The sequence below is a fragment of the Mucilaginibacter robiniae genome (assembly GCF_012849215.1).
GTDB lineage: Bacteria > Bacteroidota > Bacteroidia > Sphingobacteriales > Sphingobacteriaceae > Mucilaginibacter > Mucilaginibacter robiniae.
Genome location: NZ_CP051682.1, coordinates 949704 through 963514, shown reverse-complemented (window position 1 = coordinate 963514; position 13811 = coordinate 949704). Strand labels below are relative to the sequence as shown.

Below are 13811 nucleotides of genomic sequence, written 5' to 3'. Positions count from 1 at the left end.
TTGTGTAACGGGTTGCGGGAATTAATTCAATGCGGGTAAGTAAGATGATTAGTTCGTAATTGTTGATGGATATACCCGCAACCCGTTGCACAAAACCCGCTACTAATTTAAACTGCTAAAGCTTCTAAAGCAGCCAGTGTACTGGCGTAAGTAACAGGGCCGGATTCATGAGCAATAGCTAAGGCACGTGGCGGGTAAGGTTCGCGCAATTTATCCGGGTTGGTAAGTTTAAGTTTGTAACCGCCTTCTACGGTTTCATCAGCTGCATTACGCTCGGCATCGGTAAGTACCAGGCCGTTTACGGCACCGAACAACTCTATTGCCGAATCTCCTGATTTGTAGTTGTTAATAACAATAGCTTTAACTCGCCCGTAGCCCATAGCACGCAGTTGTGCCTTTACAGCTACAGACAAACCGGCAATGTTAAAATCAATTTCTTCGGTATAACGTGGACCTACCTGCGTTTTAGCCAGTTTGGAAGTAGCATTGAAGCTGTTGTTGGTACCTTCAAATTTGTAGACTTTAGCACTGCTGGTAGCTGTTAAGTCGGTAATGACAAGCGGATTGTTAGTGTCATAAGTAAGTGCAATATCATCAGCGTTAAAAATGTAGATAACATCTTCAATACCTGAAGTAACCGGCTCAGCAGCACTCAGGCTAAAGCCCGCAGTAATTTTGTTGTATATAGACATGAAAATTAATAATTGAATAAGAGATGATTGGAGTGATTGATTCTTTATTTAGAAAAGGGATGGTATAAGTGAAAGAAAGCAGAATGGTAGGTTTAGGCTGATAGATTATTTCAATCAATCTTTCCTTCACTTATTTTACATCGGCTTATCAGGCAGATAGATAAAACAGCTCGTTAGCGAATTTGAAGTTTACAGCGGCTTTCATACGGGCTTTCATGCGTACTACGTTATCATTGGTATAAGGCTTCATGTACACGGTTGATAGCTCAGATGTATCACCCAATAAATCTACACCCAGAAAAAGGTTGGAACTACGGGCACCTAAAATGGTATTGGCCTGCCAGTGGTTCATGAGTTGTAATGGAATACCCAAGTAATCCATTTTCTTTTTATCGGTGAAGGCATTTAATACATTAGTAGCTTTGTTAGCCTGTGCCTGCGCGTAAGCATAACCTACGTGTAAAGGAATTTGCAGGTTAAAATCATCCTGAATACGATCGGCTGGGTCCAGTTGCGAAAAAACGCCGCTCAGTACATCCAGCACGTTGCTGGCATTGATGTAGCTTACTGTAGCTGCAGTTGAAGTACCGGTAAATGCTGCTGCTTTGCGGGTGTTTACCTCATTGTAGTTGCGTATCAGCTTAAAACTAGTGGCACTGACTACTTTTATAAAGTAAGATTGTCCTGCCACATCAATAGCTGGCGTACTGTTGGTAATATCTTTGCTGGTGCCGGTTATATTGGTTAGGGTAACTACATCGCCATCAGCTAGTGTAGCGGTGCTAGATACGGTAACTACACCATTGCTATCAATAGAAGTTGCCGACATAGAGGTGGACGATTTACCTAAGCCTACTTTGTAAACTCCTGATGCGCCTGCAATGCTGGGCAGCAAGCCGGTAAACGCGGCACTGAACGAAGCTTCTTTCGTAGCCGATTTGCCTAGCCAGTATAAGCGCTCATTAGCAATTTGTATTTTGGTTAGGTAGCGTTGCACCATAAAGTCTGAAAGGTCAACTACGCCTTCATAATCGCCGAAGGCACCTGGGGCCAGGCTTTGGGCTTCCCAGCTTTGCACCAGTTTGTCCCATTGTTCCTGTTTCATAAATTCGTATGCCACCGGGTCAAGATAGCTTTCGTTTTGCAGAGCGGTAGTTCCCTGATCGTTAAACATGCCTGAGGGATCTTGCAGTTTAACATCATCATCCACATCCAGAATGATTTTGCGCGATTTTACATCATTGATAACCGTGAGTAATCCGCGTTTTACAGAATCGGCTTCCAGCAGGGTGCTGGCCATAAATCCGGCTAAAGCTTCGCCGGCATAAGTGTTGTTGGTAAAGGTGAATTGAGGCATTTAGATTGGGTTGCGTGTGTGCTATGGCCAAAGGCCGGTATAAGTTTTATTGGATAAGGTTTTAGGTTGAAGTGTTCAGGTTGAAATATAGGTTACAGGCTGATTATTTTGCCGCTTGATATAAAGGCTTATTTTTTACCATGAACTGCATGTTTTACCGCATTTTTGGCTAAGTCAGATTGTGGCGCGAAAAAAGGCTGAGCTTCAGCTTTGGCCTTATTGCTGCGTTTGGAGCCTTCGGGCGTAAAGGTAGATTTGATTTCGTTTTTAATTTCATGACGGGTTTGCTTTAAGTGTGCGTTGGCTGTTTCCAATGCAGTTCGTGCTTCATTAAGCAGCGCATTTTGCGCATGTATTTTTGCTCGTAAAGCAGCTATGCTATTTTTTACCTCGTGCGATTTTACTTTGCCTTTCAGCTTACTTTCAGGCATATCTTCATCGTCGTCTTCAGCAGCCAGTTTGGCAGGAGCTACCGTTTGTACTTTGCCTGCTTGTGTAGTTAATTGTTGGCCGTCGGCTGTGGTGTACACATCGTCAACTGCGGGTTCGGTCATGTCTTCATCCTGGTAAACTTCGGTGCCGGCATCCAAATCGCCGGTGTGGTGAATAGGGCCTTTGTCGGTCATGGTTTGTTTGTTCATTACTTTTTTAAAAAAGTTCATCATCTTATCCAGCACAGTGGTGGTTTTCTGAATAAGGTCGGTGTTGTGCATGTTCATTGCTTGTTGAGGTGAATTATGAGGAGAAATTAAAATTTTATTAATGCAGCGCTGGTAAACAGCCGGAGCGGTGCTGGTACATTTTTTAAGTTGTGCGCTGTTGGTAACTGTGGCTTGATAATCTTCTATCTGATCAATAAAGCCTAAGGCAAGTGCCTGGTCGGCCGTCATCCAGGTGACGGCGTTGATGAGGCTGTGAATGGTTACTTCATCCAGCCCGGTTTTGTCTATATAAATTTGTGCCAGGCGCGATTGTACGGTGTTGAGCATCTGAATATCTTTCAGCAACTCATCGGCATTACCACCGCTATCAACCAGTGGTTTGTGTATCATGAGTAGCGCGTATTTGCTCATTACAATGGTATGCCCACCCATGGCTACAATAGAGGCAGCCGATGCAGCCAGCGCATCAATGTAAGTAGTAACATGACCTGTATATTTTTTAAGCAAATCGTAAATAGCAATGGCATCAAATGCGGAGCCTCCGGCCGAGCTGATATGCAGCTCTACATCCTGACCGCCGGCTGCTTCAAGCTGTTGCCGAATGCTGGCTGATGACAGGCTGCCGGAGCCTATAGCATCCTGATCGGTATCATAAAGATAAATGGGATAGGGCATGTGAAAGTTTTTATAAATTATTAGGTTACTGGTAATTAGGTTGTAGAATGATTTTACCAATATGGTTAATGAAAAATGCGATAAGGTTTAGATTATACTTAGTATGGAAGGAAATCTTTTGCCGATGTAATTTGCCGGATGGCTTTGGTTTGAAAGAACAATTCAAATATCAGAACTCTTTTTGAATGTTTTGGTGGCGCTGATTTGTCAGTAGTTTTTCAATGCTATCACTGATGTTGAAAGTTATGCTGATTGGCATAGTTCAAAGTTGCAAAAAGGTTTTTATATTAATGGTGACACTGGTTTGTCAGTATCCAGAGAAAAGCTGTTGAGGGCGCGCCAAATGGTGCGTTCATCTTTCCCGAACTTAACTTCAGCCTCCAACACGGCTTTGTTTTTATTAAGATTTCGGGTTTGCATCTGGGCTTGTATCCACAAATAAATTTCGCGGTAAACAAAAACTTTTTCGGTAATGAAGCCGGCTTTATACATTTCCATAAAGGTGCCGTTATCAAACAAGGTATTAGCGAGTTGAATGTTCATAAAATGTGCTTTATACTTTTGCAGTTCTTTGTGAGAATTAGGTTGAGTGTTTTATTTACGTTAGTGGATGTTCTTTCTTTTTGTATAAGAAGAAATGAACCAAAGAAAAACTTGAGGCTACGTTATGTTGCTATGTAAAGCTGTGCTGTAGCTAATTTCTACTACCCGCAACATTCCTGATGCCGCGGAAGAAAGGGTATTGGTGGTTCTGTGTTTAAAAATTTAGTTCCAACAATCATGCGTCATTGCAAGCGCTAGCGTGGCAATCTCTGAACTATGCCTGAACAGTTGACCTAATCCGCGCAGAGATGGCTTCGTACCTCGCCATGACGCGGTGGGAAGACTAGTAAGAAAGCAAACAGTGCGTAGGGCTGGCAGAAAAGCGGGCTAGCGTAGGGCTGGTGGGTAGAAGCTTTTTCTGCCTTGGCCTTTTTGGTTCTTTTGTGACTAAGACAAAAGTAACTAGGCCACTGCGGCCATGAGCAGACGAACATTAATATAAGTACAGCCTGAAATTACAGGAGTCACACAACACAAAAGAACTCTTGGCTCCTGGACTCTTGTTTCTTGGCTCTATAAACCTACAGATTCACTCTATTAACTGTTTGCGCCAGGATATTTTGTTGGTTGTTGATGTCTTTTACATCTACATAAATAGGAGGGAAGTTGTTGAGCATCTGGTAAGCCAGGGTATTAGCCAGATCTTTCTGGTCATTTACGGGTTGACTGTAATAGCGGTTAGCATTGCCGCCATCGGTAAAAATACCACCTATGGCATACCCCCGGCTTGGATTAGGGATGGAAAAATCGCGGCCACCATAAGCTACGTTAATGGCGCTAACCAAATTACGGGCCCAGGGGTTGCGCATGGCTTCTGAAACCACAACAGCTTCGCCCGAACGCAAGTAAGCATTGGTATTATCATGCCGGCTGTAACCAGACAGTAAAGCGCCACGCCCGTCAGACAGGTACTGGCCGCCCTGGGCAAAGCCTGGTTTTTGTTTCAGGATAGAAGCCAGGTTGCTGGCGCCGGCTGCAGCTACAATGGCTGTTTCGGCAATAGCTTTAGGTACGCCTATAATAGGAAGTCTGGCATCAGAACTCCAAATGCCCATAATAGCTTGTTTGGTATCAATAATAACCTGCGCAGCCGCGGCGGCTTGGTGGGCTTTAAAGGCAGCTTTGGCCGCCACCGTGTTTTTGCCGAAAATATTACCTACTGCACCGGATAGTTTATCTAACGTTTGCAGGTATTGCTTCTGATTAGCTGCTTCGGCTGCCATGCGGTCTTTATCAAGCTTGCCTTGTTTTACTTTGGCGTCCTGATCAAGCTTTAACTTCTTTTGACTGTATTCTTCTTCAACTTTAGCGGTACTCTCGCCTTTTTCTTTGGCAGCTGCTACAGCCTGATCGTATTCCATTTTAAGCAGTGCAGCTCTGTCCTGATATTCTTGCTGCCAGTTACCGGAGTCTTTGTCCTTTTGTACGGCTTCTTCCAGCGGTTTTTTATCGAAAGTATTGTTAGTGTCACTCTTGCTTTTATCATATTGTGCTTTGAGTTGTTCAATAACCGTTTTGGCTTTATCAACTGTTTCCTGCGCTTTATCTTGCTTATTCTTTAAATCATTAATTAAATTTTGTGTTTCAGCTGTTTGTTTTTGCTTTTGCAATGCGGCAATCTCCTCACCATAGCTGGCTACAAAGTTTGTATTATCTTGTTGAATTTTTTCCAGATCTTTTGCTTGCTTGCTATAATCCTCTTGCAGTTGTTGCAAGGCTAAGGCACGCGCATCCATACTGGCTTTATTCAACTCTTTCTGATAATCATCGAGCTTTTTAAGGTCCTCATTTTGAAATTTCTCATTAATGGCTGCCAGCGTAGCTGCATGTTCGCGTTCTAGTTGTTCAACCGTAGTAGCTGATGCCTGGTATTTCTTTTTTAGTTCTTTAAAATGAGCATTTGTATCTGCAATTTCCTTAGCATAGCCTTCCAGTACGGTTTGGCTCATGCGGGTTTGCGAGGCTATACGTTCTTCATTGGCTTGTGCCAGTATATTCGTTGTTTCATTAACTTGTTTTATGCGTGTTTGGTGAATTTGAGTTTGTTGCTGCTGTGTTTTCTTTTCATCGTTTTGTTGATTTTTAGCGTTATCCCGTCCTGCATTATAAGCATTAATTGCTTCATTTTTTAAATTTATTATACCTTGTTTTGCAGAAATGAATGCTTTGCTCATCTTATCACTGACATGGGTAACACCTGTAAAAGCTTGTAAAACCCCATCACCGATTTTTTTAAAATCTAGATGAACAATACCATCCAGTATTACCTTTACTGAATTAAGGCGGTTAATAACATTCTCCTTAATTGCATTCGATAATGCTTTTAAACTATCTACCGGGTGCAGAAAAGCATTAAATATACTCTCTCCAAAACCGGCAAGAGTATTTCGAATCATATCTACTACTTTGCCAACTGCAGAGATGGCGCCTTTAAGTTTAGTGATACCCTCCTTATTTTTTGTAAAATACTCAACCAATGATTCCAGCACGAGTAATAGCAGACCAAAGCCAGTAGTTTTAATAGCACCGCCCACACTGGTAAAGCCGGTTTTAACAGCGGTTAATCCTTGCTTCATCATGTTAAAGCCTGTTGTTGCATCTTGCAGGGTGGAACCGAAGTCGCCTGAAACAGGTGCCAGCCTTTCAAACGAACCTTTTAAGGCATCAACACTCCCCTTATGCAAATCAAATACTTCCCGGCTATTGGCCACTTTCTTTTCCTGCCGTTCAACCGATTGCGATACTGTTTGGAGCAGTGTGTTTAGCTGGGTTAGTTCTTTACTGTGATCGCCTTCGGCCTGCGATAAGGCGGTGTACTGGTTTTGTAGAGATTGCAGTAATGCTTTGTTCTGCTCTAACGAGCCTTTAGATAAGTTCAGCGCTTTGATGTTGCTGTCAATCTGTGCCGTATTTTCTTTAATTGCATCTTTAGCGATACGCACCTGAGTGGCCACATCCTGATAGGCCTTGGTGTTCTTTTCACCACTTGTAGTAAGCTCGTTCTGTCTTTGCAGTAACTTCTCCAGTTCTGCATTCAAAGCAATTACATCATTTTTAAGCTTGTCGGTATTAATATTTACCTCATTAACAGCCTGATTTTGTAAATTCTTATTCATAATAGACTATATGTTTGTTGTGCCATTTGGCATAATTTATAACTAAAAAAATAGCAGTGTTCACAACTGCTTTTTACTTTTTCTTTTTAAAGCCTGGATATTCTGTTAATAACACATCTGAAATCATCACGTAATATAAACTATCCGCAAAAGTGTAATGTTCAGGATTGTATCCTACATCCTTGGGGTTTATTGAACTCGTTTTAGGATTGGGTTTAAAACTATACCATTTAGCATTGTCAGCGCCCCATGTTGTTGTGCTGTCTTTACCTATATATTCACCAATACAGGCTGTATTTGCTTTGTAAAAGCTGTCTCGTGTAAAAGTTAGTGCTACAAAGTCCATGTTCAACTTTAGAGTTGTATCTAACTGGTCTTTCATCTTTCTTTTCTGCCATTCCTCAATGTTCATTTTGTCAATATCAGCAGCTCCGATGGGCCTGAACTTCCTATAAATTGTCATCTTATTCCACATCGTATCTTTGTCATTCATGTATTCTGTTAAGGCATACAACTTATCGCCTGGTTTAACATAGTTCCAGGTGTTATTTGAGTCCCATGTACATAAGTTTCCAAAAAACCACGCTAGAATAAAAATTCCAATGATAACAGAAAGAAGCGTAAAAAACATTCGGTTAAAACCATCTCCAGAGCTGAAAAAGCCGGTTACAATTTCATAAAAGGCGCGCTTTTCTGCATAATCTTTAATTTCTCTAAAATCTGCCATATTGTAACAAGGTGCTAGTATAGTTGATGAATATAAAATGAGTACTCTAGAAAAGCAGGTATTATTCTTAGCAAATTTTGAGCTATGGTACAAAATCTTACCCCAGCTTCACCAGTTCTACTTTGGTGGGCTGACCTTTGCGCCAGCTGTCAATTTTGTTAATGTAATAGTATGCGCTATCTTGCTGCAGGTATACGGGAATAAGCAGATTAAGTTCCAGTATATCGCGTGGAGTAAGCAGAAAATAGCGCACTACTTTTTTGCTGCGTTGCAGTACTTTTTCCAGTTCGGGGTAGTACGTGAGGCGCAGCTTATCAAACAGCAAGCTGTACGCTCCGCCGGTTTTATCAAAGTAGGGAGTACACAACGTATCATTATATACCTGGCTGGTGGTGCCATCGGTAAACTTTACATTGCGGTTCAGTTTTAATAAGTCAACGGTATCATGTATCAGGATGCGCGGCTGCGTATTGATGCTGAAATCTGAGGCATTGACATCGGTACTGGTATCCACCTTCAAAATCTGGGCTATAGTGCCACCTATGTATGGCCGGTTTAGGGTAGGGGCGAACTGGCTTTCAAACAAATCGGCCGATGCGGCCAGAGTTTTATCTTTAACCAATATCTGGGCGTCAGCAAAGGTTTGGGGGAGCACGTTATCATCCTGCTTATACTTCAGGTTGTTTACTTGTGCATAACCTCCCAACTGAAAGCTAATCGTCTTGCCCTGGTTCAGGCACTTACTGGTCCAGTCGCGGGCAAGCGGAATATGGTTAACAATATCGCGCAGTGAGGCTAGCGTAACCGTACGAGTGGTGTTATCGGTTTGGCAGATAATACCGAAGCGCTGCAAAGTGTCTTTCAGTAAATCTTTCTGACCAATGTCGGGGAAGATGCGCTCACATTGCACCAGATCGCCGTATTGCACCTCGTTGGTATTTTTTACGGTTATGGTAAAGGTTGAGCCGGCTTCAATAGTGGCCGTAGTGGTTTTCTTATCATCCAGCTCATACCACATTTTAACACTTTGGCCAGCGGCCAAGTCAACATCGCCAGATATTTTTACGTTTTCAAAACGCTGATAATAGGCGTTGCCGCTTACCTTGGTGGCCGTATCATCAAAAGTTAAGTTGTGTGTTACCAGGTGGGTATCTTCATTTTTAACCGGATCATACCGCACAATATGAATACTGATGGTAGCCGGGTCATGCCACTTGCCGATTGTATTTACCACCAATACCGCCGACACGTTTACCTGAATAGCCGTTTTAGCCTTTGCCGGATTGCTATAGCTGGAATTGGGCACGTTGCTGTAACGCTTGCCCATATCGCTCACCACATTATCAAATTGGATAATGCCCGTACGGTCGGTACGACTATTCCCCACTACCTGGTTGCTGCTCTTTTTAACGCTTACATTATTGCTACCAGCCGATGCCAGGTATTCTGCACTATGCTCAAAACTATCATTAGCAAACTGTACAATCAGCTTTTTGTACAAACATTCGTTAACCAGAAAGCTGCTTGGGTTAATGGTATAACCAGTAGGTTGCACCATCATCTCGATAGCCGTTTTCAGAAAAAAGCCCGGCCTGAGGTGGCGTACATCAATAGTAGGGGTATCGCTAAAATTAGCATCTATTTTCCCGTAATCTACAATGGGCCAAATCCAGCCATCCAGCTTGGTTTGCGATTGCATAACGTTCTGTAAGCTCCATTCATGCTCGTACTTGTTTTTCCAATTGGCATTGTACCATAGCGTGGAAGTGGTATCACCCACATCGTACAGCTTGCCATCAATGCTGTCAAAAAAATCAACGTTGCCCGATAAAATGGTAACACTGGCTGTATCCTGATCTATGCTGTTCAGTTCGCCAATGCCATACGGAATGATTTCTAAGCCATCTTGCACCAGCTTGGCGGCATATTGGGTATAAGGTAGGCAGTTCGTAAAAGCTACATCGTCGGGGTAGCCTAAAATCTGACGGTTGTTTTGGGTAAGAGGCAGCTTAAACTGGTTGCTGGTGTTACCTTGTTGGTTTTTTACTTCGGCCAGGTTATTAATTTGAAACGATAACGCTATCAAGCTGTCATCGCTCAAATCAACCAATTGGTCGTTCAGGTAAAGTTGAAGAGATTGCATGAGGAATGGCTAAGGGTAGAAGGATGAATGGACTGAATAATGGCACTGCTAAACCTAGTTGTAAATTTAAAAGCACTAACAAGTACAAAAGTCTTGGTTCTTGATTCTTAATTCTAGAATTACTGTGTTTGTATATTTAAACTTGGCAGGTTGAAAGTTACACTAAAAGGCGCCTGACCATTGCGGGTTTCGTACTCGGCAAAGGTGGCGGTGTTCAGCACCACAGTTTGCCATTGCACCGGACTCTTGCTCACGAGCATTTGTAATTTAGGCGAGTATTTGAGCGACTGTAAACCTTTAATATCAGCTACAGATAGATCCTCAGCCATGACCTTCATCTTTTGCCCGGCACTTTTGCTGATCACTTCTTCAATGCTATCCTGAACGGCCCAATCCTGCACATAGTTTTTAACAATAACAGCATTCTGCACATCCAGCGTCACTTCCTGATTGTATATAAAACGATAATAGTTCCAGCAACCTGTCAGTCCAATCCACCGCAGGTAAACCGATTGGTCATCCACCGCATTATCAATCCTGATGGTTTGCGTTTGCGTGATGGTATGAACGCCCTCCGCATTATTATACTTCAGCACTAAATTGAAATAGTAAACCTGATTGGTAAAAGGTATGTTAATCAGCAAACGGTTCAAGCCAATATATTCAGCCACCGGCAAAGTAATAGGCTGACTAGGCTCCGGCTGTCTGTAAATAACTAACCGACTGCCATCCTGATTTAGTAAAAAGGAGCTGTCTTCATTCAATAAGTTGATAGTTCGTACACCGCTTGGTAAAGGGTTGCGGTTAATATCCAAAGGCGTAATTTCAGCGTAAATGGCTAAGCCGGCTAAATCTTCACTGTAAATAAAACCAATATCAAAAGGGTAGCTGTTGCTGTAAGCAGGTTCAGTAAAATCGGTAACCCAACGTGCACGCATACTAGCAGATAGTACCCTTTTAAAAGGAACATAAGCAGCCAAATTACCACCATAAACATCGCCCAGTTGTTTAGCTGCATACACTACATAAAAAGGGTTATCCAAGCTAATATATTACTGATTGGTTTGCCCGTCCCATTCTTCGGCATAGCTAACGGTATAGCTGGCGCTCAGGTTATCATCCCTGAAGTTGGTTTGGGTAAAATCACTATCATCTTTGGCCCGCAGCAAGCTTTGTAAAAAGCTGGATAAATCAGCCCTCACCAAACCCTTGTTGTTCGGGCGGTGGGTGCAGGTAATGGCTTCTGTTAGACTGGTTAGCTTGCTTTGATAAGTGATTCGGGTTTTGACTTTGTAATAAGGCCGCAGCTTATCAATATTCATAAAGCCGCTTATATTAATGCCTGTACTATTTAAATAAGGCTGATTTAATACCAAAGTGCCATTGGCATTTATAAGTAAAACCTGATAAACGTTGTTGTATGGTCCGGCATTTAAATATACCAGATCGCCTTTAGCTAAGCTGACCGTTTGGCCGTTGATAATGGTGCTTAAAACACCATTAATAGTTACCGTAATGTTGAGCGTTGCCGGATTGGGTGTAATGCTGGTTACTTCAAAATCTTTACGTTGGTAAGTAAACACTACCGGGTTAAAAGCAGCATTCCACCGGCTACTGTTACCATCGTTCAGCGCAACTGTTGGATCATCAGTAAGCAGGCTGTTTGTAATACCGAGGTTAAAAGCTAAAATATCAGTACAGCCGGTTGCATCTTCAATATAAGCCGTGTATGCTCCTCCGGCTAGTTGACTGAAGGTAGAGCTGCTTTGATAAGTACTACCATCTAAGCTGTACTGTAGCGGCAAATGAGTGGAACTGGCCGATATGGTAATCTGACCATCGTGCGCACCTGCCGTACTTTCCTTTTTATTAATGCTGATGGTGCTGATTTTGGCATCGCAAATACCAGGTGGCGTATAAGTGCTTATATTGGGTGTTACGGTGCCTACAATATGTATATCGTAGGTAAAAAAGCTGTCCTCGGTAGTATCTTCAATAAGCATCTCCTCACCAATAAGATACAATGATCCAGGTATCTGCACCATTTTTACAGGCTGAGCCATGCCGTTTATAGATTCTTGGTATGATACTGATGCGTAGTTGCCTGCAACTTCATATCCATTTTCATCTGTTAGCTTTATATAAACGTCAGCGTACTGGCGAGTGCCAATAATGTCCAAACTAGAAGGTAGACTTTGTGACTGGTCGTTGGTTGCCCAATCTGTACGAGGAACGGATATAGTTTTAAGATTGTCTTTAAAAATTTGTGGAATGATAGACATACAAAGTGGGAAAGAAGAAAGTGATAGAAGATGAGGAAACAAACGATAATAGCAGCAAGCCAGAAATTGATGCAGTGTATACAAACAGTTTAAAACCGGTCAAAATACATGGTGTTTAAGTTAAGCGTAATACTGACGCCTGTAGTATTGACATCGTACTTGTTGTAAACTGGTAAGCATTTGGCTTTAGTGCCTGCTTTTATTTTGAAATAACGCCCCTCTCCTTCACGGTAGGTGGACGCTTTTACTAAAAATTCGTTGGCTAATTGTAGCGCCTGCGTTATGTAGGTTTCATTATCGGCCGTGTACTGGTCAAAATCGGTTTTGAACAGAAATTCCAGGTAAAGTGTGAAAATGTTATCGACAGAGCCATTCAGTGCCGGCGTGAGTTCGATAGATTGCAGCGGGTACATAAACACGCACGGAAACTGTTGATCGTCGGCTAATTGATTTAGCTCGTTAGCGGTACCATAGGCAAATGCCGGGTTGCCGCTCAGGTTTTTCACAACAGCCTCGATAGAATTGCGAATAGGCATAGGGTTAGTAATTAAAGGAATTGAGTAGAAGATTAAATAATAGCAAGTACACCAGCCTGCCAATAATTGAGTACGAACCAAAAATTTACTTTTGTGCTTGTAGCAACTCAGCATAACGTTTCTGGAAAGCCGCTTCTGTTTTATTGAGCAGCAACTTGGTGAGTACCGTATTGTAAGGCAGATTAAGTACCGTATTCCAGCGGGTTACATCACCACTGGCCAGGGCATTGACGGCATTGACGTATCGGAATTTTTCAAACTCGCGGATGCCTGCTTTTTGTTCAAGCGCTGTAGCAGGTGTTGCCAAAAGCCGGTTTTCGGTTTCGATAAGTTGGGATAGCTCAAAAAAAAATATCGGGCAATAGGTAGTGCATCAGTAACCGGTAATTGCTCTACCTGTTCGGTAAAGGCTGCGGCCTGGTACTCATCATAAGGCATACCAGTGGCCCGGGTGTAAAAGTAATGCGCTAAAATCTGGCTGCACAGTTTTAAAGATGGGTTGAACTGATCTTTCCAATCAGCTTCACCGTATTGATTGATGTGAGCGTTTATTTCATCAGCAATCAAATCGCGTGCTGCCAGGAAAGCACCGGCTGGCTCAACCGATAGGTTTTTAATAACCTGAACGGTGCGGGGTTTGCCCTCTATCAAAAAAGTAATCTGTTTGGGAATAGCCTCGGCATTGTAAAGGTATTTTATCTCATGTGCCAGCGTAGCTATCGGTTCACTAAATTGTTGCAAGTCCATAAAGCTGCTCACATTTTTTAACTCCTGTAAGGGCACACCCGATAGGATATGAATAGCATCCAAGTCAGTTAAATTAGACGTATCCTGCATTTGCATCAGTTGCCCTAGCCGTAGCTCATTCAATTGGGTAGGAATCTGAATAGTTAATTTGCCACCGTTAACGGGTATAGTTTTTTTAATCATTTTTTATAAAATAGTAATTAATGAAAAGCGGTTACTAAAAGATGAATGGTAGTTATACTACAGCTATAGATGTTGTCTATAAATAGCA

11 protein-coding genes are annotated in these 13811 nt (G+C 42.4%); all 11 read right to left on the bottom strand.

Annotation, left to right across the window (positions count from 1 at the left end; translation table 11 throughout):
- Positions 1-107: 107 nt before the first annotated feature.
- The 11 genes from HH214_RS04340 to HH214_RS04290 all read right to left on the bottom strand — a co-directional run bounded on the left by HH214_RS04340 (position 108) and on the right by HH214_RS04290 (position 13723).
- Positions 108-692: a hypothetical protein gene (locus HH214_RS04340; RefSeq protein WP_169606179.1), complete on the bottom strand. Its 585-nt coding sequence runs from the start codon at positions 690-692 to the stop codon at positions 108-110.
- A 148-nt stretch (positions 693-840) separates the two neighbouring features.
- Complete coding sequence (locus HH214_RS04335) at positions 841-2049, bottom strand: hypothetical protein (protein ID WP_169606178.1); 1209 nt, start codon at positions 2047-2049, stop codon at positions 841-843.
- Between the two features lie 128 nt (positions 2050-2177).
- Positions 2178-3386 carry a head maturation protease, ClpP-related gene (locus tag HH214_RS04330; RefSeq protein ID WP_169606177.1) on the bottom strand — a complete coding sequence of 403 codons (1209 nt, stop codon included), beginning with the start codon at positions 3384-3386 and terminating at the stop codon, positions 2178-2180.
- A gap of 282 nt (positions 3387-3668) precedes the next feature.
- The gene (locus tag HH214_RS04325) at positions 3669-3929 is read right to left on the bottom strand and encodes a hypothetical protein (RefSeq protein WP_169606176.1); all 261 of its coding nucleotides are present in this window, start codon (positions 3927-3929) and stop codon (positions 3669-3671) included.
- Between the two features lie 581 nt (positions 3930-4510).
- Positions 4511-7105, bottom strand: coding sequence for a coiled-coil domain-containing protein (locus tag HH214_RS04320; RefSeq protein ID WP_169606175.1), 2595 nt, complete (start codon positions 7103-7105; stop codon positions 4511-4513).
- Positions 7106-7178: 73 nt separating this feature from the next.
- Positions 7179-7832, bottom strand: a complete 654-nt coding sequence (locus HH214_RS04315) for a hypothetical protein (protein WP_169606174.1) — start codon at positions 7830-7832, stop codon at positions 7179-7181.
- A 97-nt stretch (positions 7833-7929) separates the two neighbouring features.
- A complete protein-coding gene (locus HH214_RS04310; RefSeq protein WP_169606173.1) occupies positions 7930-9975 on the bottom strand; it encodes a hypothetical protein in 2046 nt (681 codons plus the stop codon).
- Between the two features lie 119 nt (positions 9976-10094).
- Entirely contained in the window at positions 10095-11018 is a 924-nt protein-coding gene (locus HH214_RS04305; protein WP_169606172.1) for a hypothetical protein, read from the bottom strand.
- Positions 11019-11027: 9 nt separating this feature from the next.
- Entirely contained in the window at positions 11028-12257 is a 1230-nt protein-coding gene (locus HH214_RS04300; protein ID WP_169606171.1) for a hypothetical protein, read from the bottom strand.
- Positions 12258-12346: 89 nt separating this feature from the next.
- On the bottom strand, positions 12347-12793 hold the full coding sequence (locus HH214_RS04295) for a hypothetical protein (protein WP_169606170.1): 447 nt from the start codon (positions 12791-12793) through the stop codon (positions 12347-12349).
- A gap of 204 nt (positions 12794-12997) precedes the next feature.
- Positions 12998-13723 (bottom strand): hypothetical protein, encoded by a 726-nt coding sequence (locus tag HH214_RS04290; RefSeq protein ID WP_169606169.1) that lies wholly within the window; start codon positions 13721-13723, stop codon positions 12998-13000.
- Positions 13724-13811 lie beyond the last annotated feature (88 nt).